Genomic DNA, 26847 nt, shown 5'->3' with positions numbered 1-26847 from the left:
CTCCGGGCGCTTCCTTCGTTTTCTACTCTATCAGAGTTTTTCAGCTCCGATTTCGCAGTTCCCGTCAACCGGATTTAACCGATTATCCGAGGAGGTTTGCCGCCCCGTCGAGCGGGGCAACTCGGAGAACATTACGTGGCGCCCGGGGCAGAGTCAAATCCATGCTCCTGGTGGTGTCTCCAGCTCCTCCAACTCCACTCCGGGGGCGGAAAGCACCACGTCACCCGCCATGTGCACGAGCCCCTCCTCCCCCGTCTCCAGATCCGCGACGCGGAAGCGGCGGACGGTCAGCAGGCCGCTGTCGGTGGGGTGTGCTTCGGTTGCTTCCAGAGTCCAGCCCTGGTCGAGCGTCCGTGGCGCCAACAGCGGCTCGGTGAAGGAGACGACCCGGACCCGGGCGGAGGTGCCCTCCGCCAGCGCGAGCATCCGGGCCGTCGCGAGGAGGAATGCGGGCGAGCGGCCGGTGAAGGCGTGGGCCTTCTCGTTGCCCTCGCGCGTGAACGTGAGATCCGTGTCCTCGACGTGCGTGCGTACCCAGGTGAGGCCGGCCAGGGCGCCGCCGCGGACCTGCCAGCCGTGGCGGCGCAGTTCCAGGCGCATCGGTCGGGCGCGGGAGTCGAGGGTCAGGTCGACGGAACCGTCGGTCGTTCCGTCGGCGGCGAAGGTCTGTGCGGTGTAGCGCCAGCCGGAGGGTCCGGCGGCGCAACTGAAGCGCTCTTCACCGAGAGGGGTGTCGTCGTGCGTGTCGTGGAACGAGTAACGGCCGCTGGGCATAGGGCGAGCCTATGCGCCAGCGGCCGCGTGGCCGTCAACCGATCACGAGGATCAGTAGCGGTACTGCTCGGGCTTGTACGGGCCCTCGACCTTGACGCCGATGTAGTCGGCCTGGGACTGGGTCAGCGTGGTGAGCTTGACGCCCAGCGCGTCCAGGTGGAGGCGGGCGACCTTCTCGTCCAGGTGCTTGGGCAGCGTGTAGACGCCGACCGGGTACTCCTCCGGCTTGGTGAAGAGCTCGATCTGCGCGAGCGTCTGGTCCGCGAAGGAGTTGGACATCACGAAGGACGGGTGGCCCGTCGCGTTGCCCAGGTTCAGCAGGCGGCCCTCGGACAGCACGATGAGCTTCTTGCCGTCCGGGAAGGTCCAGGTGTGGACCTGCGGCTTGACCTCGTCCTTGACGATGCCCGGGATCTTGGCCAGGCCGGCCATGTCGATCTCGTTGTCGAAGTGGCCGATGTTGCCGACGATGGCCTGGTGCTTCATCTTGGCCATGTCCGAGGCCATGATGATGTCCTTGTTGCCCGTCGTGGTGACGAAGATGTCGGCGATGCCGACGACGTCGTCCAGCGTCGCGACCTGGTAGCCGTCCATGGCGGCCTGCAGGGCGCAGATCGGGTCGATCTCGGTGACGATGACGCGGGCGCCCTGGCCACGGAGGGACTCGGCGCAGCCCTTGCCGACGTCGCCGTAACCGCAGACCACGGCCACCTTGCCGCCGATGAGGACGTCAGTGGCGCGGTTGATGCCGTCGATCAGCGAGTGGCGGCAGCCGTACTTGTTGTCGAACTTCGACTTGGTGACCGCGTCGTTGACGTTGATGGCCGGGAACAGCAGCTGGCCGTCACGGTGCATCTCGTACAGGCGGTGGACACCGGTGGTGGTCTCCTCGGTCACGCCCTTGATCTCGGAGGCGACCTCGGTCCACTTCTTCGGGGTCTCCTTGAGCGTGCGGTTGAGCAGCTCGAGGATGATGCGGAACTCGTCGCTGTCGGCGGTCGAGGGGTCCGGCGCGGCGCCGGCCTTCTCGAACTCGACGCCCTTGTGGACCAGCAGCGTCGCGTCGCCGCCGTCGTCCAGGATCATGTTCGGGCCGGAGAAGCCCGGCCAGGTGAGCGCCTGCTCGGTGCACCACCAGTACTCCTCCAGCGTCTCGCCCTTCCAGGCGAAGACGGGGATGCCCTGGGGGTCCTCGGGGGTGCCGTTCGGGCCGACCGCGATGGCGGCGGCGGCGTGGTCCTGCGTCGAGAAGATGTTGCAGGAGCACCAGCGCACGTCGGCGCCGAGCGCAGCCAGGGTCTCGATGAGGACGGCGGTCTGCACGGTCATGTGCAGCGAGCCGGTGATCCGCGCGCCGGCCAGCGGCTGCGCGGCGGCGTACTCCTCGCGGATCGCCATTAGGCCGGGCATCTCGTGCTCGGCGAGCTGGATCTCCTTGCGGCCGAAAGTGGCCAGGGAAAGGTCGGCGACCTTGAAGTCACCGGCGTTCAGGGACGTCACGCTGTCTCTCCATCACGTCGGGGTGCGGGCTGGGATGGCCCGGAACCGGCGCGCGACCGAGGTGGGCTCGACCGCGTGCGCGGGCATGCCGTTGGGGCGGCGGGTTCCGGGAACCCTTGCGCCTGCCTCAACCGTATGACCGATTGTTCCGGACCAGTGCGTCGGAGGCCCTCTCTCCCTCGGCGTGCCCTGGTCTCGAGGACCGGGCCCGCCGACCGCCATCAGCAGCGACGTCTGGTGCTTGAGACGAATCTACACCGTGCGTACATTCCGAGAGGCGCAGTTACGTGTTCGCAGAGCGAAGCGGAAGTGGGGCGGGATGACGGTTCCCTGGAGCGGCGGTGGGCTGCCGCCTGCCGCCGCCGAGCGCATGGCGGAGGTCAGGCAGAGCGGCACCTGGACCTCCGCGTTGTCCACCGGCGAGTTCGCCTCGGTCCGGTCGGTCGGCTTCGAGCCGGTCGGTCAGGTGATGGGCTCGGCCGTGTTCCAGATCGCCCGCAGTGGTCGCTACTGGGGCTATCACGACTGCCTCTACGGCGGTGCCGGTTACTCCTTCGGAGGGTACGGCGACGCGCCGATCGCGCTCTCGGGGAGCGGTGCGCCGTCCCGGGCGCTGGTCGGGGTGTTCGACCAGGCGCGGCGCACCGCGCTGGGCCGGATGACCCAGGAGTGCCAGGCCCTGGGCGGCGACGGTGTCGTGGCGGCCCAGCTGACCATGCAGGCGTTCCCGAGCGCGCCGCAGTGCCTGGAGTTCAAGGTCATCGGTACGGCGGTACGGGCGCAGGGGGACGTCCGGCCGCGGCAGCCGTTCACCTGCCATCTGGACGGCCAGGGCTTCGCCAAGCTGATCAGCGCGGGCTGGGTGCCGGCCGAGCTGCTGGTGGGCATGTCGATCGGCGTCCGGCACAACGACTACCGCACCCAGTCCCAGCTGTACTCGTGGCAGAACAACGAGGTGACGGGTTGGAGCAACCTGATCCACGCGATCCGCGCGGACGCCCGCCAGCAGCTGCGGAAGCAGGCCTCCCGCCTCGGCGGGGACGGCGTGATCATGGCAGCCGGCGACCTGCGGGTGTGGGAGGAGTCCTGCATCCGGGCCTCGAACAACAACTCGGAGCAGCGCGACCACGTGGCGGAGGCCACGATGATCGGCACCAGCATTGCCCGCTTCCGCACCAAGGCCGCCGCGCCGCGGACGCTGTCGGTGATGCCGCTGGGCAAGCGCGGCGACCGGCTCCGGCAGCGGCTCAACGCGATCGCCTCGAGCCCGTACGGGGACCGCGACGAGTACCGCCGCCTGCTCACCGAACTCCAGGACCTGGGAGACCAGGGATGAACGCACGCATCGACCGAACCGCCCGCACCGACCACCATGGGACCGACGCAAGGGGAGCTGCCCGATGAGCACGATGGATCCGACCGCCCAGGGCGTGCCGGCCGACGCGATGCGGCGCCTGCAGGAGCTGCAGCCCGGCCGTCCCGGCTCGATCTTCACGAGCGACCTGTCGGTCAACGAGTTCCTGCTCGTGCGCGAGGCCGGCTTCAAGCCGATCGGCCTGGTGCTGGGCAGTTCGATCTACCACGTCGGCATCCAGTTCGGCCGCTGGGGCAAGAACCAGGAGCTGGAGACACTGAGCCAGGCCATGTACCACGCGCGTGAGCTCGCGATGGCGCGGATGGAGGCCGAGGCGGCCGCGCTCGGGGCGGACGGCATCGTCGGTGTCCGGCTGACCGTCGAGGCCCGTGAGTTCGGCAACGACATCGCGGAGTTCATCGCCATCGGCACCGCCGTGAAGGCGGACCACCCGGCGCCGGGCGGCGGCAGCTGGCGCAACAACAAGAACCAGCCGTTCACCTCGGACCTGTCCGGCCAGGACTTCTGGACGCTGATCCGGGCCGGCTACGCGCCGCTGGGCATGGTGATGGGCACCTGCGTCTACCACATCGCCCACCAGCGGATGGGCGCCGTGTTCTCGAACATCGGCAAGAATGTGGAGATCGAGCAGTTCACGCAGGCCCTCTACGACGCTCGCGAGTTGGCGATGTCGCGGATGCAGGCGGAGGCCGAGGCGCTGCACGCCGAGGGCGTGGTGGGGGTCCAGCTCAACGCCCACAACCACCGCTGGGGCGGGCACACCACGGAGTTCTTCTCGATCGGCACGGCGGTCCGTCCGCTGCGTCCGGACCACGAGATCGAGCGGCCCACGATGGTGCTGAGCCTGGACGGCTGAGAGTCCCGAACTGACGAGGAGCGAAGGTAGATGAGCGAGATCGAGCTGCTGGCGGCGGCGCTGCGCCGGGACGCGGCGGATCTGGACATGTATGCCCAGGTGCTGACGGGTTCCCTGGCGGACGCCCTGCCTCCGGGCTCCGTCGAGCTCGCGCGCAAGCGCAGCGTCTCGGACCGCCTGTCCGGCCGTCCGGGGACGGTGGAGCGGCTGGAGGTGATCCTGGACGACCGTCGGCTGATCCTGGTGCTCGCGCACGGTCGCCCGCAGGGTGAGGTGGCGACGGTGGTGCGCGGCGTGGTGCTGTCGCGCAAGCAGGTGGCGCTGGACGAGTGGGTGCACGAGCTCGCCACGGCCGTGGCGGCGCGGGCGCAGTCGGACGCCCGGGCCCGGGCGGCGCTGGAGAAGCTGGTCCTGGGTCTGTGAACGACGGTGGGGAGCGCCACGGCGTTCCCCACCGCTCGTCTGCGGGCGTCAGACCGAGACGGTGGCCCGGAAGAGGATGGCGTCCTCGCCCTCGCCCGTCACGGTGACGGCGGGGCTGTGGGCGGCGATGAAGCAGGACTGACCGGGGGTGAGCACCAGCTCCTCCCCCGTGGCGTCGGTCAGCACGACCCGGCCGCCCGTGCACAGCAGGATCTGCGGGGTGTCCGTCGGCAGCGGCCAGCTCCCCTCGCGGTAGCGCGAGAGCCGGAACTCGTCGATCGGCGCGGGGTAGAGCTCCTCGCCCGGGTGTGCGGCCACCGACCGCGGCCGGATCACCCCCGGCTCCGTCGCCGCGAACTCCACCACCCGCAGCAGCTCCGGCACGTCGATGTGCTTCGGGGTCAGTCCGGCGCGCAGCACGTTGTCCGAGTTGGCCATCAGCTCGACGCCGAGCCCGCGAAAGTAGGCATGCGGCACGCCCGCCCCCAGGTAGACCGCCTCGCCCGGCCGCAGCACCACGTGGTTCAGCAGCAGCGCCGACAGCAGGCCGGGGTCGGCCGGGTAGTGGTCCGCCAGCACCGCGTAGTCGTGCAGCATCAGCGCCTCGGCGGGCGAGGCGGACTCCCCCGCGAGACGCAGCAAGGCGTCCCTGGTCGCGCCGACGAGTTCGATCACGGTGGGGTTGTCGAGGGTGAGCACCCAGGTGAGCGCCTCGCGCAGGGCCTCCGTCTCGGGCTTGGCCCGCAGCACGTCCACGACCGGACGCAGCCCGGCAACGCCCAGCCGCTCCAGCAGTGCGACGGTCGAAAGCGGTGCGCGGAACCCGCACACGCCGGTGAACTCCTCCAGCGCGCACAGCATCTCGGGCTTGTGGTTCGCGTCCTTGTAGTTCCGCTCCCGCGCCTCCAGCGGCACCCCGGCCGCCTCCTCCGCCGCGAACCCCGCCCGCGCCCGCGCCAGATCCGGATGCACCTGCACCGACAACGGCTCACCCGCCGCCAGCACCTTGAACAGGAACGGCAGCCCCGCACCGAACCGGGCCACCGTGGCGGCACCCAACTCCCGCTCGGGGTCCGCCGCGATCAGCCGGTCCAGGGAGACACCGCCCGCGCCGCGGTCCACGCCGGACGGCGCACCGGGATGCGCGCCCATCCACAGCTCCGCCTGCGGCTCCCCACTGGGCTCCTGGCCGAGCAGGGCCGGGATCGCGGTACGCGACCCCCAGGCGTACGGACGGACGGCGTTCTCCAAGCGGTCCATGCGTGTTCTACGTCCTCTCAGCCGCGAGCCCGAGGTAGACGGCCGCGAAGTCGGTCAGGGCGACGAGTTCGGCAAGTGCCTCGACCGGGTCGGCCCGCACCGAGACGAGCTCGCGCAGGGCGACCTGGTGGTCCGCCGCGAGGCGGCGGGCCCGCGCCACGGTACGACGGGTGCCGACTGAATCGCTGTCCGGCAGGTGGTCGGCAGGTGGCTCCGCGATGACGTCGTGGGTGCCGTCCTCCTCCGGGGCTCCGGGGCGGTGGCGCAGCAGCAGCACGTGGATGCGCAGGCCCGCGTCGTCCTCGACCCGGTCCCGGAAGAAGTCGTCCGGATCGGCGGAACCCGCACCGAGCGTCCCGGTGAACAGGCCACGCTGGGCGGCCATCGCCTCCGGGAGCACGCCGGTGAGCGCCGCGCGGCCCGCGTGGTCGGCCAGCATGGCCGCGAACCGGCCCGCGGTGGCGGTGCCGCACGGTCCGTTGCTCCACAGCAGCGGCAGGGACGCGCCGAGCTGCACGGCCAGGGTCTTGGCCGGGTTGTCGTAGGCCGCGGCCGAGGGACGGCAGCGCACCGCCGCCTCGTCGAGACGGTCCGCCACGCCCTGCAGGGTCTGCGGGCCGCCCGTGACCAGCCCGAGGCGCAGGGCCAGGGCCAGCAGCGGGGTCAGCACGCCCCAGAAGTCGCCCGGGTCCTCACGCGGGAGGTCGGCGTCCTCGTGGAGCGGGCGTCGCTCGTCGGTCTCGGCAGCCGGCACATAGGGCAGCGGCAGCGCGCGCACCTGCAGCGCGGCCTGGCCCAGGTGCGAGTGGGGAGGGGCGATCACGACCAGCGAGCAGCCGCGGCCATAGGCGCGCTCGACGAGCCGGACCAGCCCCGGGACCTCGCCGTCGGTCGCGACGGCGACCAGCAGGTCGGACGGCCCGGCCCAGCCCGGCAGGGTCCACTCCGGCCCCGCGTCCTCGCCCGAGCCGGGTCGCAGCACGGCGACCTGGCAGACGTTGTCGCAGAACGCCTCGACCACGTCACCGGCGGTCGCGGCACTCCCGTGTCCGGCGATCAGGACCGCGCGCGGCCGTCCCTCCGGCCGCAGGCCGGACAGCCCAGCCTCCTCCGCGGCCCGTAGCGAGGTGCGCACCCGCGCACCCGCCGAGGCCAGCGCGAGCAACGCGTCACGCGCGTCCACGCGTCCGAGCGCGTCGACGTCGTCGAGCAGCCGCTCGTCGATCATGCGGGCCGACGCGCCTCGTCCACGAGCAGGACGGGGATGCCGTCCCGCACCGGGTACGCGAGCCCGCAGGCGTCGCCGGTGCAGACAAGCTCCGCCGCCGCCTCGTCCTCACGCAGGGGTGCGTGGCACGCGGGGCAGGCGAAGATCTCCAGCAGTGCGGGTTCGATGCTCATGTCGCTGGCGCTCCGGAAGTCGTGGGCCTATCAGTGTGCAAGCAGGTTACTTGCACCGTCAGGGGCGCGGGGAACTGCGCGAGGAACCCTCCCCAGGCGGATGGCCTGTCGGCTCGGGGCCCCAAGGCCGTGGGTGGCTTGTCGCGCCCACGCGGCAGAGCCGCACATCGACAGGGCCCCGCGCCCGCGAGGCAGTGCAACCTACGCGCGAACGATCGCAAGGACCTGGTCGCGCAGGGCGGCCATCTTCGCCTCGTCGCGGGCCTCGACGTTGAGGCGCAGCAGCGGCTCGGTGTTGGAGGCGCGGAGGTTGAACCACCAGTCGGCGCCGGCCACGGTCATGCCGTCCAGCTCGTCGAAGCTCACGCCCGGCTCGTCGGCGAAGGCCGCGCGGACCGCGGCGACCCGCTCGGCCTGGTCGGCGACGGTGCTGTTGATCTCGCCGGACTGGATGTAGCGGTTGTAGACGGAGACCAGCTCCGACAGCGGCTTGGTCTGCTCGCCCAGTGCGGCCAGCACGTGCAGCGCGGCCAGCATGCCGGTGTCGGCGCGCCAGAAGTCGCGGAAGTAGTAGTGCGCGGAGTGCTCGCCGCCGAAGATCGCGCCGGACTTCGCCATCTCCTCCTTGATGAAGGAGTGGCCCACGCGGGTGCGCACCACACGGCCGCCGTTCTCGGCGACGATCTCCGGAACCGCCCAGGAGGTGATCAGGTTGTGGATGATCACCGGCTCCTGCTCGCCCGCGGCCTGGGCCTTGGCCAGCTCGCGGACCGCGACCAGCGCGGTGATCGCGCTCGGGTTGACCGGGTCGCCGTTCTCGTCCACGACGAAGCAGCGGTCGGCGTCGCCGTCGAAGGCCAGGCCGAGGTCGGCGCCGACCTCGCGGACCTTGGCCTGCAGGTCGACCAGGTTCTTCGGGTCGAGCGGGTTGGCCTCGTGGTTAGGGAAGGTGCCGTCCAGCTCGAAGTACATCGGGACGATCTCGAGCGGCAGGCCACCGAGGACCGTCGGGACGGTGTGGCCGCCCATGCCGTTGCCCGCGTCGACAGCGACCTTGAGCGGACGGATCGAGGTCAGGTCGACCAGACCGAGCAGGTGGTCGGCGTAGGCCTGGAGCTCGTCCTGCTGGGTGATGCTGCCGGTGACGGCGTCGGTGGCCGGGATGGTGACGGAGCCGTCGGCGTTGATCCACGACTGGGTCAGCTCGCGGATCTCCACCAGGCCGGTGGACTCGCCGACCGGGGCGGCGCCCTTGCGGCACATCTTGATGCCGTTGTACTGGGCCGGGTTGTGACTGGCGGTGAACATCGCGCCGGGCAGGTCGAGCTTGCCACTGGCGAAGTAGAGCTGGTCGGTGGAGCAGAGGCCGATCTCGACCACGTCGGCGCCGCGGGAGGCGGCACCTTCGGCGAAGGCGCGGGCCAGGCTCGGGGAGGACGGCCTCATGTCGTGACCCACGACGACCGCGTCCGCGCCGATGACCTGGACGAAGGCGGCACCGAACGCCCGGGCGAGGTCGGCGTCCCACTGGTCCGGAACGACTCCGCGAACGTCGTACGCCTTCACGATCTGCTTGAGGTCACGCACTGCGGCTCTCCGCCATTCTGTGGTCCTGGTCACACTTCCTCGGTTCTGCCAGGTGCACCATACCGGCTGTGCATGAGCATGGGGTTAGCGCGGCGTGACCGTCAGGCGTCCGCGCAGCTCACGGGGTTGCCGAGGGGGCGGGCAGGGGTGCGACGAGGGTGACGCGGGCCTCGCTCGGGAGGCCCGGTCAGCCCTCCGGCGAGAACTCGTCGGGGGTGCGCAGCACCCGCAGGTGGCCGCGGCGGCCGACCTCTGTCGGGTCCGCCTCGGAGCCGCCGTCCTGACGGCGGGCCGGCGGGCGAGCGACTTCGCGGACGGCGTTGGCCAGCGCCTCCAGATCGTCGCCGGAGGGGCGGATCGGGCCGGTGTCGACGGTGAGGCGGACGACCTCCCAGCCACGCGGGGCGGTGAGGCGCTCGGAGTGCTCGGCGCACAGGTCGTAGCAGTGCGGCTCGGCGTAGGTCGCGAGGGGGCCCAGTACGGCGGTCGAGTCCGCGTAGACGTACGTCAAAGTCGCCACTGCGGGACGGCCGCAGGCGGTGCGCGAACAACGACGGACAGGGCTCACGACGTTGGACGGTACCGCACTCCTGACCGGGCCGCGAAGACTCTGCCCCGGATCAGGCCCCGTGTCGTCGGGAAGGGGCCCGTTCCCGCCGGACGACGGCCGCAGCAGGGTTACTGTCGGTGGCAGCGGATACGCTATGTCGTGATGGAGAGACCACCCGTATCCACGCCCGCCACCCCCGCCACGCCCGCGACGCCGCGGCGCCGGGACCGCCACGGCCGGGGCATGCGCGGACCGCTGGCACCGCGCCAGGTTCCGATCGCGCTGAGCCGCTCGGAGCTTTTCGACGAGTACGTACGGGAGTCGGTGGAGCGGCTCGAGCGGCGCTGGCCGCAGCTGGAAGAGGTCGAGTTCGCGGTCCAGGACGTCCCCGCGCCCCTGCCGGGCGAGCCGGAGCCGTCGGTCGAGGACGTCCGTCCGGACGAGGTCCCCCTGGGCCGCGTCGTCGAGGCGGCGAAGGACCGCCCCGCGCGCATCGTGGTCTACCGCCGGCCGGTGGAGATCCGCGCGAAGGGCCGCGAGGAGCGCGCCGCCCTGGTGCACGACATCATGGTCGAACAGGTCGCCGAGCTGCTCGGCGTCGAGCCGGAGGCAGTCGACCCCCGCTACGGCGAGGACTGACCGCAGGGGACGTTGCACGATCCGGGAGGCCGCGCCTCCCGGATCGTGCACCTACCCTCACTGCACCAGGATCGCCGGGTTCTGGATCACGCTCGGGATGAGGACCGTGGAGCCGTCGTCCGGGATCTGCTGGATCGTCAGGCCGTCCTTGTCGCCGATCTCGCGGGCGGCGTAGACGGGGCCGCCCGAGGTCGGGGTGATGGTGACGGCATAGGTCGACGCGCCGGCGGGCACCTGCGGCTGGACGGCGACGGTCGAGCCGGCCGTGATCCGGACGGTCTTGGACGTCGGGCTGCCGCCGTTGCCGATGGAGCTGACGGTCACCGTGGCCGCGCCGTTCGGCGCGGTCAGCAGGATCGAGGAGCCGGACTGGTTCCCGGCGACCGTGCCCCGCCGGGTCAGCGGCGCGGTGCCGGAGAGGTAGGCGATGTCGCCGTGGCCGGAGGCGAAGACCGAGGCGACGAACGGCGTCGCCTGCTTCGGGTCGGACGGCGTGAGCCGCAGCGCACCGGGCTGGCCGTGGGTGACGTTGGAGAGGTCCACGTAGTCGACCATGCCGGCCTTGACGTGGATGGTCTCGTGGCCCGCGGGGGTGATCCAGCCGTTCTGGGAGGCCAGCTGGATCTTCAGGTCCGCGTCCGTGTCCCCGGGCACGGCCACGGTGAGGCCGAACTTCTGCACGTCGCCGGGCAGGCCGGGGATGACGGCGCTGGAGTCGAGGGTGGTCGCCGGGATCCAGTCGGAGCCGTTGCCGTCCTGGCTCTCGTGCAGCGCCGCGGCGACCTGGCCGCTGCGGACGAGGACGTGGACGGCGAGGTTCTGCCCGTCGTTACCGGGCTGGACCAGCGAGGAGAGCAGCATCCGGCTGGTGCCGAGCGCCGGGATGTTGATGTTCGACGCGACGGTGTCGTCGACCTCGCCGTTCGCGCCGTAGATCTGGACGTCGGCGTCGGCGTTGACGTCCTGGGCGTTGGAGAGCTCCAGGTAGGCCGTCGTGCCCTTGGCAGTGTCCGCACCGACGAACCAGAAGTCGGTGCTGGGGGCGCTGCAGCCGGTGCCGGCGAGGCCCTTGCTGGAGAGCGTCGTCTGCTGGACGGTGAAGCCGGGCGCGAGGGCGCCGCCCGCGGTCGCGATCATGCCGGGGGCGTTGCTGCCGGACGGGGCCTTCGCGGTCGTCGCACCGCCGAGCTGCGTCAGCTGGGCGATCGGCGAGGCGGCGGGCGCGGGCGCCGCGGAGGAGCCGGCGGCCGGGGAGGCCGCGTTCGCGGAGGCCGACGCCTTGGCGGAGGACGAGGCATGGGCCTTGCCCTTCGCCGACGCGGAGGGGCTCGGGCTGGTCGCCGATGCGGACGGCGAGGCGCCGCCGGTGTTCGCCGTGGCCGAGCCGTCGATCGGGGCCGACAGCGGCGTCAGCGTCCCGGACGCGGAGCCCGAGCCACCCGCCGAGCCGGAGCCACCGGGCGCGGCAAGGCTGTACTGGGTGGTGCCCGAGGAGCCCTGCACCGGCGGCGGGCAGACCAGGGTGGTCTGCTGCACGGCGGTGCGGACGCTGGCGCCGCTGGCAGCGGCCTGGCCCTTGGGCGGGTGCACCTCGGCGACGCCGAGCGCGAGCGCGAGCACCCCGAGCGCGCCCAGCAGGGACTGGGTGGTCCGGTTGATCATCTGGTGGTCAGCTCCCTGCTCGTCACTGCTCGTCGCGGCCGGTCAGCCACGGGTCGTCGGCACCCAGCGAGCCGTACGGGCTCTGGCCCGGGTGCCCGGCTCCGGCTCCGGCACCGGCGTCGTGCCAGCCGTAGGCCTGACCGGGCACGCCGCCCGCCTCGTGCTGCGGGTGGTAGCCCGACTGTTGGTTGGGGTCGCCGTACGACGGGTCGTAGGCCGGGCCGCCCTGGTGCGGGTCTCCGTAGCCGCCTCCGTACGTCGGGGCCCCGTACGGGGGCTCGCCGTACTGCGGGTCGGCGTACTGCGGGTCGGCGAACGGAGCCGACTGGCCCGGGTAGCCGCCCTCGTACCCGTAGCCCGCGTACTGCGGGTCCTGCGCGGCGCCGTACTCGGGGCCGTAGGGAGCCTGACCCTGGTACTCACCCGGTCCGCCGGGGGCGTAGCCGCCGTAGCCGTTCGGGTCGGCGCCCATCCCGGCGTAGGTCGGGTCGGGAGCCTGCCCGGGGGTGCCGTGACCGTCGGACTCGTCGGCGGCGCCGGGCGCCCCCACCGAACCGGCGTAGACGCCCTGTTGGGCGGCCTCCTCCTCGCCGTCCTGGGCGCCGTCGGCGCCGGCCGCCGCCATGCGGCGGGCGCGGCGGGAGCCGGGGACGAGCGGCTGCTCGGCCGCTGCCGCGGCGGCGGCGAGCTCGCCCTCCTCCGGCTGGTCGTCGTCGACGTTGCGGCGGCGTCCGGGGAGCGCGAGCACGATCAGCGCGGCGGCCAGCACGCTCTGGACGGCGATCCAGCCCTCGTGGACCAGGCTCTCGTGGTAGCTGACCTCCAGCTTTCCGCCGGCGGCGGGCAGTTGGAAGCCCTGGGCCCAGCCGTCGACCGTCTTCGCGGTGAGCGACTGGCCGTCGAGCGTCGCGGTCCAGCCCGGGTCGGCGGAGTCGGCGAGACGCAGCACGCGCCCGTCCGGACCGGCCGGGATGGTGGAGCTGACGTCGACCGGACCGGAGTCCACGGTGACGTCGGGGTTTCCGGTGCTGCGGATCAGCACGCGGGCGGTGTTCTCCTGGAGCCGCCAGAGGCTGTCGGACTGCTGCTGGCTGAGCCGGGCGAGGCCGGCGGTGGCGTTGAGGGTCGCGGCGAGGTCGGCGTCGACCGGGGCGAGCACCTCGACGTACTGGATGCCGAAGTCCGCCAGCTGGGCGGCCTGGTCGCCGCCTGAGCCTGCGGCGAGGTCACCGACGAGCTGGGCGAGCTGCGGCGAGGGGCTGTCCACGGCCGCACCCTCGGTGCTGCCGACGGTCGGGCCGGAGCCGCGCACCAGGCTGTAGGAGACCACCTGGCCCTGGTCGCCGGTGCGCAGCACCAGCGTGCGGATCTGGGAGCCGCCCTGCGCCTGCTGCGCGATGAAGGCGGGGACGAGCGTGCCGTCGCCGCGCTGGATCGGTCCGGCCGCGCCGCGCAGCAGCCACCAGCCAGCCGCGCCGACCGGCGCGAGCGCGGCGGCGAACAGCACGAGCGCGGCGACGGGCTGACGCCAGCCGAAGTTGATGGCGGCCACGCGCTCGCGGGCGTGGTCGGCGCCGATGGCGGCGGCGGAGAGCAGCGCCACACCGGCGATGAGGGTGGCCGGGCCGCCCCAGACCGGCACCGGCGTCTGGCCACTGGCGGCGACGACGGTGCTGCCGGCGACCACGACGGTGCCGACGAGGCCGACCGCGGCGGCGCCCCAGGCGGCGAGCACGGCACGGCGCCGGTCGGCGCGCAGCAGCGCGGCGAGGGCGGCCAGCGGCACACCGACGACGAGCAGGCCCGGCACGGCGCCCTTGCCGCCGGGGTCGAGGGTGAGCAGGTCGACCGGGGTCGCGGGCGAGCCGACGAGGCCGGGGATACCGGCCTCCAGCAGGAACCGGCCCGGGTGCAGCAGCAGGTCCAGCGACCAGGGCGCGAGCACCAGCAGCGGCGTGCCGAGCATGACGGCGACGCGCGGGGCGAGGCCGCGCAGCGCGCCGACACCCTGCCCGAAGGCGCCGCCGCGCAGGAACGCGCCACCCAGCGCGACGGCGGCCAGCAGCACGCCGAGCAGCCAGGCGAGCGGGACGAAGGCCGTGGACAGCGTCAGCGTGAACGCGGCGACCCAGGCACTGCGCCAGCCGGGGCGGCCGCCACGGGCGGCCGTCTCGCGGCGGATGCCGAGACCGAAGGCGACGGCGGCGGCACGGGCCAGCGGCGGCAGCAGCACGGCCAGGACGGCCGTCCCGACGCGCCCCTGGGCGATGGCGCCCGTCGCGGCGGGCAGCAGCGCGTAGGTGGCACTGGCCCAGGCGCGCACCAGGCGCGAGTCGATCAGCGGCCGGGAGACGAGATAGGCGGAGACACCGGCCAGCGGCACGCTGAGCAGCAGCAGGAGCGAGAGCGCGAGGCCGGGGTTGCCGAAGGTGATGCTCGACAGCACGGCGAGCACGCCGAGGTAGGGCGGGGAGCTGCCGGCGGCGCCGACGCCGACGGTCTGCCAGCCGGCCGCGTACTGCTGCCACAGGTCGGTGGCGCCGCCGGGGGTGGGCAGCAGCGCACCGCCGTAGACGGCGCCGCTGCCGAGCAGCGAGCGACAGGCGACAAGGGTGATCACGAGCAGGCCGGCGAAGAGCACCGGCGCCGGCTTGCGGGCGATGCGCTTGAGCATCGCGAACTGCTCGATCTCCAGGATGTCGTTGTCGTCGTCGACGGGACCGGACTCGACGGATCCGTGGCGGGAGGAGAAGGCCTCGTTGGCCCGGCCGCCGCCGAACTCGGCGATCAGGTTCTCCACGGCGGCGCGGGTGGTGGCGCCGAGCGCGGGGAAGAGCGTGCGGTCGTCGAGGGCGTCGCCGGTCCGGGTGCGCCGGCGTCGGGCACGGCCGGCGAGCAACGAGCCGAAGCGCAGCATGACGTGGCCCAGGCCGCCGATCTCGTCCATGGCGAGGCCGGGGGTCTTGGCCAGCAGATAGCCGAGGGCGCGCAGCAGCGTGCTGATGTGGATGCGCAGCAGCAGGTAGGGCAGCCGGGAGCCGCGGGCGTTGGCGAGCAGCGTGTAGACGCCGCCGGCCTTGTCGACGCGGTGCGGGCGGTCCGGGCGGGCACAGTCGATGGGGCGGCGCTCGCGGCTGGCGGCCTCCGCGTGACGGACGACGGCGTCCGGGGCGACGACGGCGCGGTGCCCGGCGGCGGCGACGCGCCAGCACAGGTCGACGTCGTCGCGCATCAGCGGCAGTTGCTTGTCGAAGCCGCCGAGCTGCTCGAAGACGTCGCGGCGGATCAGCATGCCGGCGCTGGAGACGGAGAGGACGGGGCGGACCTGGTCGCGCTGGCCCTGGTCCTGCTCGCGGCGGTCCAGGCCGGTCCAACGGCGGCCGGAGTGGGCGATGCTGACGCCGACCTCGAGCAGCTGGCGCCGGTCGTACCAGGAGCGGATCTTGGGGCCGATGACGGCGGCGGTGGGCGTGGACTCAGCGACCTGGAGCAGCTTGCGCAGCGCGTCGGGCGCGGGCTCGCAGTCGTCGTGGAGCAGCCAGAGCCACTCGACGGGCTCGGTGTGGCGGCCGCTGCCGCGCATCTGCTCGGCGGCGAGCTCGTCGTGGTGGCCGAGGGGGTCACCGAACTGGTCGTGGCCGTCCTCGTCCGGGTCGAGCGGGTCGTAGCCGTTCGGGATGGCGTAGGGAAGGTTCTCGGCGTAGAGCGGGGCGAGGCCCCGCACGCTCTCGTTGACGGCGGTGCCGAAGCCGGTGCGCCGCCCGTACTGGAGGACGTTGTCCTGGCCGAGCGCGTCGGCGAGCAGGCGCGGGGTGTTGTCGGTCGAGCCGGTGTCGGCGGCGACCACGCGCTGCACGGGCCGGTCCTGTTCGAGCAGGCCGCGCAGGGTCTGCGGCAGCCAGCGGGCCCCGTCGTGCGCGACGACGACGGCGGTGACCAGGTGCCGGGGGTACGCCGGAGGGCGCCCGGCGCCCGGGTGCCCCTGGGGCTGATGGGTGTAGGCAGACATCGCTTGTGACGGACCCCGGTTCGCTGATCGGCACGACGCGTGCGCGCGTCAGGCGCACCGCTGGCGGACCACACTAACGGGTTGTCGTGGGGTGCGGTGAGGGCCGTCGGACGATTGTGACCCGAGGGAACCCCTCACCTGCGATACAGCGTCCACCACCATGAGGTCTGTCGTCGTTCGGCTACGTCCGACCGACTCCGGAGCGTTCACACAACCTTCACTCGATGGTCGGGCATTCGAGCAAGTATGCGATATGCGGAGGAATCGGACGTGGCCAGTTGACGACGGGTCAGACCACGGCCTTCTTCAGCCGCCGGCGCTCACGCTCCGACAGACCGCCCCAGATGCCGAAGCGCTCGTCGTTGGCCAGGGCGTACTCGAGGCACTCGTTGCGCACCTCGCAGGCGAGGCAGACCTTCTTCGCCTCGCGGGTCGAGCCACCCTTCTCGGGAAAGAAGGACTCCGGGTCGGTCTGGGCGCACAGCGCGCGCTCCTGCCAGCCGAGCTCCTCCTCGAGTCCTGCCTCGTCGCCGACGACCAACAGATCAAAGAGCTCGCTCACGCGCGCCTCCTACCCCTCGTACTCCGTGCATCCCCGTGATGCGTCCGTGACCTGATGCGGCTTTGGACACGGGTGAAATTACATGTGCGTTCTTTCGCCGCCGTCAAGCCGCGGTCTGGTATTGGGCCCGGGATTCACTCCCTGGAACCAAGCGATCACCATAAGTGTGCAAATCCGGACAAACCGGAGCTGCAGCTACCGCTGGACGGAAGCTCGTCCCGGTGCGTCGAGGGCGGCGTTCCCGCCCACCGGCACCGCCAAACCCAGGAGGTGATTTATCCACCGATCTGGTGATCCAGCCCCACACGTCCCTCCCGAAACGGACCGGAAGTTGACAAAGGCGGTCTTGACAAGGTCTGCTAGCGGCATGTCTATGCACCGCGCCTCGTCGAGCAGCCGTCTTCACGGCTCGCTTCGCCGTGCCGCGAGTGCGCTGTGTTGTTGCTGTCGCTAGGGCCTCATCTCTCCCCCAGCCGACAGCCCCGAGCACCGCTGCGTGACTCCGAGGGCGACACCCCCTAGGACGACACAGCCGTGACCTCCGCCACGCATCTCACCACCCCTGTTCCCACCCGCTTCCCCGACGGCCTCAGCGACGTCAGCATCGCCGGCGACCCGCTCGCCTGGCCGCACCTCGCCCCCGAGCCGCTCGCCCACCCCAGCACCGTCGGCGACTTCGCCGCGCTGGCCCGCCGCGTCGCCGCCGACCGCGACCGCTGGGAACCACTGGTCCGCTACGACGCGCTCACCCGCTGGTACGCCCGCCTGGAGACCGGCCCCGGCTACGAGGTCTGGCTGCTCAGCTGGCTGCCCGGCCAGGGCAGCGGCGCCCACGACCACGGCGGCTCCTCGGCCGTCATGACGGTCCTGCAGGGCGAGCTGACCGAGCTCGGCACCGGCCGCGGGCCCCGCGCGCTCGCCTCCGGCACGCAGCGCGTGATCGCCCCCGGCTACGTGCACGAGGTCGTCAACGACACCCTGGAGCCCGCCGTCAGCCTGCACGTGTACTTCCCGGGGCTGACGCAGATGACGCCGTACCCGGGGCACGTGCTGCGGCAGGAGACGGTCGAGGGTCAGGGCGCGTTGCTCGCCTGAGCCCGGCCGACCGCGCGAGCACGCCCACGGCCACCAGCGCCAGCGCCGCGAGATACGCGGGCTGCTGCACCTGGCCGCCGTAGAGGTAGTCGAGCAGCCCGGCCACCGGCACCCCGAGCCACTCCCAGCGTCCCGCCACTGCGGCGAGCGCCAGCAGCAGCAGGCTGTACCAGGGATAGCTGGGGGTGGCCAGGAACAGCGCCGTGCCGGTCACCGCCAGTGCCCCGTCCCAGGGCCGCTCCGGATCGCCGCGCAGCACCACCGCGAGCGACACCCCCGCCAGCACCAGCGCGGCCACCACCCCCAGCGCGGCCTGCGGCAACGGCAGCAACGCCAACAGGCCGAACCGGCGCCCCTGGTCGTACCCTTCCTCCTGCAGGTAGCCCGGCAGGAAGCCGATCACGCCGAGACCCGACGCGAGCACGTACGGCAGGTAGGCCAGGGCGAAGGTCCCCGCCGCCGCGCACAGGAGCCGCCCGCGTCCGCGCCGGCGGGCGAGCGGGCCGGGCAGCACCAACGCCGGGATCAGCTTCACCGCCGTCGCCGCCCCCAGCAGCGCGCCGACCACCCCGGGCCGGCGCCCACCGACCGCCGCCGCGATCCCCAGCAGCGCGAGCAGTACGCCGAGGGTGTCGATGTGCGCGTCGTTCACCGACCAGATCGCCACCCCCGGGCACCACGCCCACAGCCCCGCCCACGCCGCGGGCGCGCGCCGCGAACGCAGCATCCGCAGCAGCACCGCCGTGACCGCCAGGGCCAGCAGCGCGCCGAGCAGCTGCGCGACACGGACGGTGCCGCCGAGCAGATGGACCAGCAGGAACCAGACCTCGGCGAACGGCGGGTAGATCGTGTGCACTGTCGGACGGTTGATGTGCGTGCAGATCTGCCCCACCTGGTGCAGGTCCCAGGCGACGCACGGACCGTGGGAGGGCGGCGGGAAGAGCGCGGGCGCCTGCGCGCGCAGCCCGGCGAGGGCCGGGTCAGCGGGCGCGTAGGCGTAGGGCGAGACCCCGGCGGCCTGGACGTTCCCGTCCCACACGTAGCGGTAGACGTCGTCGCTGGTGCGCGGCCCGGCCAGCAGGCCCGTCGCGGCGACGGCCGCGCCACCGACGAGCACCAGCACCCGCGCGGCCCGCTCCGGCAGCCCGCGCCCGAGCAGGGCGAGCAGCAGCGCGAGCGCGAACAGCAGCCCGTCGGCGAGGTACCAGCCGTGCAACGGCCCGCGGCGGCCGAGCGTCCCGCCACCGGTGAAGGTCCGCGCGAGCGCGAGGACGAGCAGGACGAGAACGGCGGAGCAGGCGGTGATCCTGGACTTGTCGGCCACGGCACCACCGTGGCACCGCGTCTCCCCTGCGGGGAGTGCGAACGGGCCGACGTCCGCGGTCCGTAAGAACTGCGCTAGTTGGCCTTCTCCGCGTCGTAGCGGTCCTGCGCGGCGAGGATCGCGGGCATCGCGTGGTGCAGGTGCTCGATCAGGTCGAGCAGCTTGGCCGCGGTCTGCTCGCCGAGCGGGGTGAGCCGGTACTCGACGTGCGGCGGCATCGCCGCGACGACGGTCCGGTCGGCGAACCCGTCCCGCTCCAGCAGGTGCAGGGTCTGCGACAGCATCTTCTCGCTGATCCCGTCGACCTTCCGCCGCACCTCCCCGAACCGCGCCACGCCCAGCTCGCGCAGGGCGGCGAGGGTCAGCACGCCCCAGCGGCCGGTGATGTGCTCGAGCGCCGGGCGCGAAGGGCAGTTGCGCGCGAAGACGTCGAACTCCTCCTCGACGTCCTGGGTGGTGGTCTGCACGTCAGCCATGCCGCCATGTTAGCGCTGGGACTAACCATTCGGAAGCACTAACTTTTCGTTTGCACTTTCCAGAAGTTAGTGCAAAGCTCGGAGGCATGACGACCCCCGTGATCTCCATTGCCTTCCACTCCGGCTACGGCCACACCGCGGTCCTCGCCGAGGCCGTCCGCGACGGCGCGGCCGAGGTCGGCGCCACCGTGCACCTGATCCCCGTCGACACGATCACCGACGAGCAGTGGTCCCTGCTGGACGCCTCCGACGCGATCGTCTTCGGCTCCCCCACCTACATGGGCACCGCGTCCGGCGCGTTCCACACGTTCGCGGAGGCCACGTCCAAGCGCTGGTTCAACCTGGACTGGAAGGACAAGCTCGCCGCGGGCTTCACCAACTCCGGCTCCAAGAGCGGCGACAAGCTGAACACCCTGCAGTTCTTCACGATCCTGGCCGCCCAGCACGGCATGCACTGGGTCAACCTGGGCATCCACCCCGGCTGGAACAGCAGCGACGCCTCCGAGAACGACCTCAACCGCCTCGGCTTCTTCCTCGGCGCTGCTGCCCAGACCAACGTCGACGAGGGCCCGGACGCGGTCCACAAGGCCGACATCGCGACGGCCGAACACCTCGGCCGTCGTCTGGCCGAGACGGCGAAGCGCTTCGCTCCGGCGGCGTAGTTGCACGGCCCAGGGGCGCGGGGAACTGCGCGAAAGGCCACTGATGAGCAGATGGTCCTCACTGAGCAGGGCCATCCGCACGTCGGTGGTTACTCGCGCAGCTCCCCGCGCCCCTGAGCATGTTGCAACGCAAGCTCCAGGAAGAGCCGACCGCCGGAGTGCCAACCCCCTACTGCGCCAAGACCCGCCGACTCCCCCACCCGCATCGCCGCGTGAACGCCCAGGCGGGCCCACGGGAACGGCGGCCCCAGGCGTCCCGACCCGTCCTCCAGGCAGACCGTGAACCGCTCGTCCACGTCCTCCGGTTCCACCTCCACCAGCAACCGGCCGTCGAAGGCCAGCAGTTGCGCGATGCGCCGCAGCAGCGCGGCCGGATCGCCGCCGATGCCGAGGTTGCCGTCGGCCAGGAGCGCGGTGCCCCAGCGGCCCTCCCCCGGCAGCCGGTCGAAGACCGAGCGGCACAGCGCGCTGCCGCCGAGCCCCACCGTCCGGGTGACTGCGGCCCGCGTCACGTCGACGCCGAGCGCGGGGAGCCCGCGCGACTGGAGCGCGGTGACCAGCCGGCCGGGCCCGCAACCGATGTCGAGGGTGGGCAGGTCGCGCCGCAGCGCTCGCCGCAGGAGCGAACGGTCGGCGCGGTCCGGTTCGGCGCACCAGCGTTCGACGTGGAGGGGGATGCGGCCGAGGCCGTCCTCGCGGCGGAACCAGAGCGGGCCGCGGCCCGTGCGCATGGCCGTCGCGAAGGGGTCGTCCGTGTGACCCCAGCCCAGGACCGGGGTCGGACCGTACGCGCTCACCGGACCAGCGCACTCTGCGCGTCGCGCGCCTCCCGTGCCTCCTGCACCCGCTGCCCCTCGCGCACCTCGCGCACTGCGCGTGCCTCCCGCCACGCCGCCGCGAAGCGTGAGGACGGTGCCGCCGAGGCGACCGCGTCCGCCGTGGCGGGGGTGTCCACGTCGGTGAGCTCCGGCAGGTCCCGCACCCGGAGACCCTCCGCAGCGAGGCGGCCCCGCAGTGCCGCCCCCGTCGTGGGCGCGGACATCGGGACGCCGTGCAGCAGGCGCGCGGCCAGCCGCGCGTCGGGGCGGGCCAGACCGAAGGCCCAGAAGCCGCCGTCGGTGGCCGGGCCGAACCAGGCGTCGACGCCCGCCCGCGCCGCGGGCGCCAGCGGCTCCGCCAGCACACGCGCGGCGAGCTGCGGGGTGTCCATGCCGACCAGCAGCGCCGGAACCGGTCCGGCGACCGCCGCGAACGCGGACGCGAGGCGGTGGTCGAGCCCGCCGCCGGACTGCGGGACCACCTCCCAGCCGGGACGAAGCCAGCGACCGGGCAGACCGTCCAGCACCAGCACCCGGCGGGAGGCCGGGACCTGATCCAGTGTCGCCATCGTGTCGACCAGCGCCGCCTGTGCCACCGCCGCGGCCTGCTCGGGGGTGACGGAGGCCGGACCGGAGGCGGTGAGGCGGGTCTTGACCCGGCCCGGCGCGGGCGACTTGGCCAGGAGCAGCAGCACCGGGGCGGGTGCGGCGAGGATCGCGCTCATGTCGCGGACCGCCTGCCGGGTGCCGCGCAGCGTGCCCGTCACCTTGGACCGTCCGGCGCGCGGGTGGTAGCCGACGGGGACCTCCGCGAGCCGCATCCCGGCCGAGGCCGCGGCGAGCACCATCTCCAACGGGTAGCCGGAGCGGCGGTCGCCAAGGCCCAGCGCCAGCAGCCGCTCCCGCGAGGCGACCCGCATCGGCCCGAGGTCGTGCAGGGCGGCGCCGGTCCGGGCGCGCAGCCGGCGTGCCAACTCGGCGTTGGCCAGCCGGGCGTGGGCAGGCCAGGCGCCGCGCCCGGCCGGCACCCGGCGGCCCAGCACCAGCTCGGCGCGGCCGGTCGCCAGCGGCGCGAGCAGCCGCGGCAGCTCGGCCGGGTCCAGCGAGGCGTCGCAGTCGCAGAACGCGACGTAGGGGGCGGTGGCCGCGAGCAGCCCCGCGTGACAGGCGGCGCCGAACCCGCGCCGGGTCTCGTGCACCACCGTCGCGCCCAGCTCGGCGGCCAGCTCCGCCGAGCCGTCCGTGGAGCCGTTGTCCACGACGATCGGCCGCACCCCGCGCGGCACTCGGCCCAACACCCACGGCAGCGCCTCCGCCTCGTCGAGGCAGGGCAGCACCAGATCGACGGTCGTCCCGACCGCTTCCGCGTCGTCCATGCCCCTCACGCTAGGAGCGGCACGGTCGTCGCAGACCCTTACGGCACCTTACGGAACACGAACGTCAATGCCGCTTCGGGCGTCACCGCAGGCCGAAGCCTCCTACCGTGGAGGGGTGAGCGAAGCACTCGACGCACCGGCGCTGCCCGCCCCGGTGCCACGCCGGATCCTGGTCGTGGACGACGACCCGACCGTGGCCGAGGTCGTCTCCGGCTACCTGCAGCGCGCCGGATACGCCGTGGACCGTGCCGGTGACGGCCGGGCCGCGCTGGAGCAGGCCGCCGCGCGGCGCCCGGACCTGGTGGTCCTGGACCTGATGCTGCCGGAGATCGACGGCCTGGAGGTCTGCCGCCGCCTGCGCGCCGAGCCGCTCTCGCACGCCGTCCCGATCGTCATGCTGACCGCCAAGGGCGACGAGCACGACCGGATCCTCGGCCTGGAGCTGGGCGCGGACGACTACGTCACCAAGCCGTTCTCGCCGCGCGAGCTGGTGCTGCGGATCCAGTCCGTGCTGCGCCGCAGCGGCGGCCCCGCACTGCCGCCCGAGGAGGCGGCGCCGGTCGCCGCCGGTGACCTGCGCGTCGACCCGGCGGCGCGGCGCGCCTGGCGTGGGGCCCGCGAGCTCACGCTGACGCTGCGCGAGTTCGACCTGCTGGCGTTCCTGCTCGCGCACCCCGGCACGGCCTTCGGCCGCGACGAGCTGATGCGCCGGGTGTGGGGCTGGGACTTCGGCGACCTGTCGACGGTGACCGTGCACGTGCGGCGGCTGCGCGAGAAGGTCGAGGACGACCCGGCGGCTCCGCGCCTGATCACCACCGTGTGGGGCGTGGGCTACCGCTTCGACCCCTCGGACGCGCCGGGCCGCGCGCTGGAGACGGCGGTGCCCGATGCATGACCTGCTGGAGATGGCCGCCATCGCGGCCCTCGGTGCGGGCCTGGCCGGGATCGCGGGCTGGCCCGCGGTGGTGCTGCTGCGGCGCCGCTCGCTGTCGTGGTCGCTGTTCACGGTCGCGCTGGTGACGGTGCTGGCGGTGGCGGCCGGGACGATCGCGGTGGCGCAGGCGATGTTCCTGTCCCGGCACGACTACGGCGTGGTCGTGGTGGTGCTGGCGATGGGTTCGGTGGTGTCGCTGGTCGTCGCCTGGCTGCTGGGCCGTCAGGTGGCCATCGGCAGCATGGAGTTGCGGCGCGCGGCGCGGACCGTGGGCAGCGACGCAGGCTTCACGGCGCCCGCGGTGCCGCTCAACTCCGAGCTCCAGGCACTGGGCGCGGAGCTGGCCGCGACGAGCGAGCGTCTCGCGGAGTCGCGGCAGCGCGAGCGGGCGCTGGAGTCCTCGCGGCGCGAGCTGATCGCCTGGATCTCGCACGACCTGCGCACGCCCCTGGCCGGCCTGCGGGCCATGGCGGAGGCCCTGGAGGACGGCGTCGCCGACGACCCCTCCCGCTACCACGCGCGCATCCGCACCGAGGTGGACCGGCTGACCGGCATGGTCGACGACCTCTTCGAGCTGTCCCGCATCCAGGCGGGCGCGCTGACGCTGTCGCTCTCCCGGGTCTCCGTCTACGACCTGGTCGGCGACGCGATAGCGGGCGCGTACCCGCTGGCGCGGGAGCGCGGCGTGCACCTGGTCGGCGGCGGCATCGCGCCGGTCCCGGTGGAGGTGGACCCGCGCGAGATCACCAGAGTCCTGGCCAACCTGCTGGTCAACGCGATCCGCGCGACACCCGTCGACGGCACGGTCGCCGTCTCGGCCCACGCCTTCGACCGCGAGGTCGTGCTCTCGGTCACCGACGGCTGCGGCGGCATCCCGGAGGCCGACCTGTCCCGTGTCTTCGACACCGGATTCCGCGGCGCGGCCGCCCGCACCCCCCGCACCACCCCCGCAGCGGGCGAGGCCGGCGCGGGCCTCGGCCTCGCCATCGTCCGCGGCATCGTCGAGGCCCACGAGGGTCGCGCCTCGGTCCGCAACGTCACGGGCGGCTGCTGCTTCGAGATCGCGCTGCCGACGGCGGCGCTCTGAACGCGCACCGATCGCGGGCCGCGGTACTTTCGTACCGTGGCCCGCGATCGGAGGGAGTGAGCGATGCCGGAGCCGGTCGACCCGCAGGAGTACGCGCGCATGCGCGCCATCGCCACCGAGCTGTGGCCGCTGGCCGACCACCTGGAGGGTTTCTGGGGCGTCGAGATCGGCGCGGCGGGCCCGTTCGTGATGATGAGCCCGGCCGGGCGCCACGAGTCGATCGTCTACCGCGTGGTGCGTCAGCTGGAGGATCAGATCCCGCGCACGCACCCGGACACCGACGTGATCGCCCAGTCCGGGGCCGAGATCGAGGACCCCTCCATCGGCCGGATGCGCCGCCCCGACGCGGTGGTCGTGCCGCTGCGCGTGCTGGACGAGTCCGAGGGCACGGTCGACGCGGGCGCCATCCTGGCCGTGGTCGAGGTCGTGTCGAAGAACAACCCGGACAACGACTACATCGACAAGGTCGCCGACTACCCCGCGATGGGCATCCCGCACTACCTGCTGGTCGACCCTCGCAAGGGCCTCGTCTTCACCTACGAGGCCATCCTCCCCGGCCCGGACGGGCCGCGCTACGACCGGGTCAGGGACTACGTCTTCGGTGACACCGTCCCCTTCGGCCCGTGGCGGATCGACACCTCCGCCTTCCGGCGTTACGGGAGCTGACGGCGGTGGGCGCCGGTGAGAGCGTCCGTTTCCAGGGGCCTTGTCCCTCCTGCGGGCAGGACGGGCCTCGCGAGGACGGGGTGGGGCTGCGTGCTCGCCGGCACGTACGTCGCGACGCTGCCGGAGCCGGAGCTGCTCGCGCGGCGGCTCCGCGCGGCGGGGGTCGGGGCCGCCGTCGTGCGGGCCTAGCCTGGGCGCATGCGTGAGCGGGAGTTGATCGAGGGGCTGGGGTTGGAGCCGCACCCCGAGGGCGGGTTCTACCGGCGGGTCTACACGAGCCCGCACGCGCATGCCGCCGCAGGCGGGGAGCGGCCGACGGTGACCTCGATCTACTACCTGATGACGGCCGCGCAGCCGTGCGGGCGGCTGCACCGGAACCGCAGCGACATCCTGCACTTCTTCCTGGAGGGCGACCCCGTCGAGTACCACACCGTCGACGCCGAGGGGCGGCTGCGGGTGCGGGTGCTGGGCGCCGGGGACGCCCGTGATCTGCTCGTCCCCGGCGGGTGGTGGAAGGCGTCGCGGTTGCCCGAGGGCGCGCGGTACGCGCTGGTCGCGGAGGTGGTGACGCCGGGGTTCGACTTCGCCGACCACGCGTTCGCCGAGGAGGCGGACCTGCCGCCCGCCCACCGCGCGGCACTGCGTCAGTTCCTCGGGTAGGCGTCGGCCTCCTCCGCGTCGGCTCCCTCGGCAGCCTCCACCGCTTCGGCCGCCTCCGCCCCTTCGGCCGCTTCCGCCGCGAACTCGGCCATGCCGTCCGTGAAGGAGACGCGCGGCGCCCAGCCCAGCTCGGCGCGCAGGCGGCGCGAGTCCGCGGTGATGTGGCGGACGTCGCCGAGGCGGAACTCCCCCGTGACGACCGGCGCCGGGCCGCCGTACGCGGCGGCGAGCGCGGAGGCGAGGTCCCCGACCGTGTGGATCTCGCCGCTGCCGACGTTGTAGGCGCGGAAGGCCCCCGGGTCACGGGTGTCCAGCGAGGCAAGTGCCGCCAGGTTCGCCGAGGCCACGTCCCTGACATGGACGAAGTCACGGCGTTGGGCGCCGTCCTCGAAGACCCGAGGGGCCCGGCCGCGCGCGAGCGCGGAGCGGAAGAGGGCGGCGACGCCCGCGTAGGGGGTGTCGCGGGGCAGGCCGGGACCGTAGACGTTGTGGTACCGCAGCGACACCGCGGTGCCGCGGCAGGCGCGGGCCCAGGCGGAGGCGAGGTGCTCCTGGTGGAGCTTGGTCGCGGCGTAGACGTTGCGCGGGTCGGCCGGGGCGTCCTCGCCGACCAGGCCCGGCGTCAGTTCCGCGCCGCAGCGCGGGCAGCGCGGGTCGAAGCGGCCCACCTCGAGGTCCGCGACGCGGCGCGGTGGCGCGGGCACGGGGCCGTGGGCGGGGCAGTGGTAGCGGCCCTCGCCGTAGACGACCATCGAGCCGGCCAACACCAGTCGGCGCACGTCCGCGCGGGCCATCGCCGCGAGCAGGACGGCGGTGCCGAGGTCGTTGGCGCCGGCATAGGCGGGCGCGTCCGCGAAGTCGACGCCGAGGCCGACCATGGCGGCCTGGTGGCAGACGGCGTCCACTCCGCGCAGTGCGTCCGCGACCACGCTCGGGTCGCGGAGATCACCGCGCACGGATGTGACACCTGGTAGCGACACGGGCCGCTGATCAAAGACGTGAACGGTGTGCCCGTCCGCGAGCAGTGCTCTCGCGATCGCCGTTCCGATGAAGCCGGCCCCGCCGGTCAGCAGTACCTCCATGCAGCCGACGCTAGGCCGCCCGCCGCCTCGGGGCAGTAGTGAACACCGTCACGTCACCACTCCGTAAGG

The 26847-nt window shown here is 73.1% G+C and carries 25 protein-coding genes and 1 pseudogene; 10 read left to right on the top strand and 16 right to left on the bottom strand.

Features of this window, described 5'->3' with window-relative positions; genetic code table 11:
* Positions 1 to 153: 153 nt before the first annotated feature.
* Together BMY61_RS37920 and ahcY are read right to left on the bottom strand one after the other, a co-directional pair.
* Entirely contained in the window at positions 154 to 774 is a 621-nt protein-coding gene (locus BMY61_RS37920) for a hypothetical protein (RefSeq protein WP_042456562.1), read from the bottom strand.
* Positions 775 to 825: 51 nt separating this feature from the next.
* On the bottom strand, positions 826 to 2274 hold the full coding sequence (ahcY, locus tag BMY61_RS37915; RefSeq protein ID WP_042456565.1) for an adenosylhomocysteinase: 1449 nt from the start codon (positions 2272 to 2274) through the stop codon (positions 826 to 828).
* Between the two features lie 319 nt (positions 2275 to 2593).
* On the opposite strand from ahcY, the gene BMY61_RS37910 reads away from it, so the two are divergent.
* From BMY61_RS37910 to BMY61_RS37900, 3 genes are all read left to right on the top strand, one after another.
* Positions 2594 to 3610, top strand: a complete 1017-nt coding sequence (locus tag BMY61_RS37910) for a heavy metal-binding domain-containing protein (protein WP_052439289.1) — start codon at positions 2594 to 2596, stop codon at positions 3608 to 3610.
* 64 nt (positions 3611 to 3674) lie between these two features.
* Positions 3675 to 4505, top strand: coding sequence for a heavy metal-binding domain-containing protein (locus BMY61_RS37905; protein WP_201777636.1), 831 nt, complete (start codon positions 3675 to 3677; stop codon positions 4503 to 4505).
* A 30-nt stretch (positions 4506 to 4535) separates the two neighbouring features.
* A complete protein-coding gene (locus BMY61_RS37900; protein ID WP_042456568.1) occupies positions 4536 to 4928 on the top strand; it encodes a hypothetical protein in 393 nt (130 codons plus the stop codon).
* A gap of 48 nt (positions 4929 to 4976) precedes the next feature.
* Here the strand turns inward: BMY61_RS37900 and manA are convergent, their stop codons facing one another.
* From manA to BMY61_RS37875, 5 genes are all read right to left on the bottom strand, one after another.
* Positions 4977 to 6188 carry a mannose-6-phosphate isomerase, class I gene (manA, locus tag BMY61_RS37895; RefSeq protein ID WP_042456571.1) on the bottom strand — a complete coding sequence of 404 codons (1212 nt, stop codon included), beginning with the start codon at positions 6186 to 6188 and terminating at the stop codon, positions 4977 to 4979.
* Positions 6189 to 6195: 7 nt separating this feature from the next.
* Positions 6196 to 7416, bottom strand: coding sequence for an SIS domain-containing protein (locus BMY61_RS37890; RefSeq protein WP_042456574.1), 1221 nt, complete (start codon positions 7414 to 7416; stop codon positions 6196 to 6198).
* Entirely contained in the window at positions 7413 to 7589 is a 177-nt protein-coding gene (locus tag BMY61_RS37885; RefSeq protein ID WP_075004219.1) for a Trm112 family protein, read from the bottom strand. The genes BMY61_RS37890 and BMY61_RS37885 overlap by 4 nt, the downstream gene beginning before the upstream one ends.
* 201 nt (positions 7590 to 7790) lie before the next feature.
* Positions 7791 to 9176, bottom strand: coding sequence for a phosphomannomutase/phosphoglucomutase (locus BMY61_RS37880; RefSeq protein ID WP_042456576.1), 1386 nt, complete (start codon positions 9174 to 9176; stop codon positions 7791 to 7793).
* Between the two features lie 187 nt (positions 9177 to 9363).
* The gene (locus tag BMY61_RS37875) at positions 9364 to 9744 is read right to left on the bottom strand and encodes a DUF3499 domain-containing protein (protein WP_042456578.1); all 381 of its coding nucleotides are present in this window, start codon (positions 9742 to 9744) and stop codon (positions 9364 to 9366) included.
* A gap of 144 nt (positions 9745 to 9888) precedes the next feature.
* On the opposite strand from BMY61_RS37875, the gene BMY61_RS37870 reads away from it, so the two are divergent.
* Complete coding sequence (locus BMY61_RS37870) at positions 9889 to 10365, top strand: metallopeptidase family protein (protein WP_075004218.1); 477 nt, start codon at positions 9889 to 9891, stop codon at positions 10363 to 10365.
* 57 nt (positions 10366 to 10422) lie between these two features.
* Here the strand turns inward: BMY61_RS37870 and BMY61_RS37865 are convergent, their stop codons facing one another.
* The 3 genes from BMY61_RS37865 to BMY61_RS37855 all read right to left on the bottom strand — a co-directional run bounded on the left by BMY61_RS37865 (position 10423) and on the right by BMY61_RS37855 (position 16598).
* Positions 10423 to 12027: a DUF5719 family protein gene (locus BMY61_RS37865; RefSeq protein WP_052439290.1), complete on the bottom strand. Its 1605-nt coding sequence runs from the start codon at positions 12025 to 12027 to the stop codon at positions 10423 to 10425.
* Positions 12028 to 12049: 22 nt separating this feature from the next.
* A complete protein-coding gene (locus BMY61_RS37860; protein WP_063773376.1) occupies positions 12050 to 16036 on the bottom strand; it encodes a glycosyltransferase family 2 protein in 3987 nt (1328 codons plus the stop codon).
* Between the two features lie 289 nt (positions 16037 to 16325).
* Entirely contained in the window at positions 16326 to 16598 is a 273-nt protein-coding gene (locus BMY61_RS37855; RefSeq protein ID WP_042456582.1) for a WhiB family transcriptional regulator, read from the bottom strand.
* Between the two features lie 534 nt (positions 16599 to 17132).
* Between BMY61_RS37855 and BMY61_RS37850 the strand changes: the two genes are divergently transcribed.
* Positions 17133 to 17693, top strand: a complete 561-nt coding sequence (locus BMY61_RS37850; RefSeq protein ID WP_042456585.1) for a cysteine dioxygenase — start codon at positions 17133 to 17135, stop codon at positions 17691 to 17693.
* On the opposite strand, the gene BMY61_RS37845 is transcribed toward BMY61_RS37850, so the two are convergent.
* Both BMY61_RS37845 and BMY61_RS37840 read right to left on the bottom strand, forming a co-directional pair.
* Entirely contained in the window at positions 17590 to 19017 is a 1428-nt protein-coding gene (locus BMY61_RS37845; RefSeq protein ID WP_063773377.1) for a glycosyltransferase 87 family protein, read from the bottom strand. The two genes, BMY61_RS37850 and BMY61_RS37845, sit on opposite strands and share 104 nt — an antisense overlap.
* A gap of 74 nt (positions 19018 to 19091) precedes the next feature.
* Positions 19092 to 19493 (bottom strand): winged helix-turn-helix transcriptional regulator, encoded by a 402-nt coding sequence (locus BMY61_RS37840; protein WP_042456587.1) that lies wholly within the window; start codon positions 19491 to 19493, stop codon positions 19092 to 19094.
* Between the two features lie 86 nt (positions 19494 to 19579).
* Here BMY61_RS37840 and BMY61_RS37835 point away from each other — a divergent pair, with 86 nt between their 5' ends.
* Positions 19580 to 20155: a flavodoxin family protein gene (locus tag BMY61_RS37835; RefSeq protein ID WP_042456590.1), complete on the top strand. Its 576-nt coding sequence runs from the start codon at positions 19580 to 19582 to the stop codon at positions 20153 to 20155.
* 89 nt (positions 20156 to 20244) lie between these two features.
* Here the strand turns inward: BMY61_RS37835 and BMY61_RS37830 are convergent, their stop codons facing one another.
* The 3 genes and pseudogenes from BMY61_RS37830 to BMY61_RS47235 form a co-directional block, all read right to left on the bottom strand.
* The gene (locus BMY61_RS37830) at positions 20245 to 20952 is read right to left on the bottom strand and encodes a class I SAM-dependent methyltransferase (protein WP_042456594.1); all 708 of its coding nucleotides are present in this window, start codon (positions 20950 to 20952) and stop codon (positions 20245 to 20247) included.
* Complete coding sequence (locus BMY61_RS47240) at positions 20949 to 21542, bottom strand: TIGR04282 family arsenosugar biosynthesis glycosyltransferase (protein ID WP_244904232.1); 594 nt, start codon at positions 21540 to 21542, stop codon at positions 20949 to 20951. Before BMY61_RS47240 ends, BMY61_RS37830 begins: the two co-directional genes overlap by 4 nt.
* Positions 21543 to 21587: 45 nt before the next feature.
* Positions 21588 to 22349 (bottom strand): annotated as a pseudogene (locus BMY61_RS47235) (glycosyltransferase family 2 protein); the annotation flags it as partial.
* 67 nt (positions 22350 to 22416) lie between these two features.
* On the opposite strand from BMY61_RS47235, the gene BMY61_RS37815 reads away from it, so the two are divergent.
* The 4 genes from BMY61_RS37815 to BMY61_RS37800 all read left to right on the top strand — a co-directional run bounded on the left by BMY61_RS37815 (position 22417) and on the right by BMY61_RS37800 (position 25696).
* The gene (locus tag BMY61_RS37815; RefSeq protein ID WP_082015503.1) at positions 22417 to 23244 is read left to right on the top strand and encodes a response regulator transcription factor; all 828 of its coding nucleotides are present in this window, start codon (positions 22417 to 22419) and stop codon (positions 23242 to 23244) included.
* Complete coding sequence (locus tag BMY61_RS37810) at positions 23237 to 24370, top strand: sensor histidine kinase (RefSeq protein ID WP_042456603.1); 1134 nt, start codon at positions 23237 to 23239, stop codon at positions 24368 to 24370. Before BMY61_RS37815 ends, BMY61_RS37810 begins: the two co-directional genes overlap by 8 nt.
* A 63-nt stretch (positions 24371 to 24433) precedes the next feature.
* Positions 24434 to 25036 (top strand): Uma2 family endonuclease, encoded by a 603-nt coding sequence (locus BMY61_RS37805; protein ID WP_042456606.1) that lies wholly within the window; start codon positions 24434 to 24436, stop codon positions 25034 to 25036.
* 198 nt (positions 25037 to 25234) lie between these two features.
* Entirely contained in the window at positions 25235 to 25696 is a 462-nt protein-coding gene (locus tag BMY61_RS37800; protein WP_042456609.1) for a cupin domain-containing protein, read from the top strand.
* Here BMY61_RS37800 and BMY61_RS37795 read toward each other — a convergent pair.
* Positions 25681 to 26778, bottom strand: coding sequence for an NAD-dependent epimerase/dehydratase family protein (locus BMY61_RS37795; RefSeq protein ID WP_042456612.1), 1098 nt, complete (start codon positions 26776 to 26778; stop codon positions 25681 to 25683). The genes BMY61_RS37800 and BMY61_RS37795 overlap by 16 nt on opposite strands.
* Positions 26779 to 26847 lie beyond the last annotated feature (69 nt).

The organism is Streptacidiphilus jiangxiensis (genome assembly GCF_900109465.1).
GTDB lineage: Bacteria > Actinomycetota > Actinomycetes > Streptomycetales > Streptomycetaceae > Streptacidiphilus > Streptacidiphilus jiangxiensis.
The sequence above is the reverse complement of the archived record's forward strand: the minus strand, read 5'-3'. Positions and strand labels throughout refer to the sequence as shown.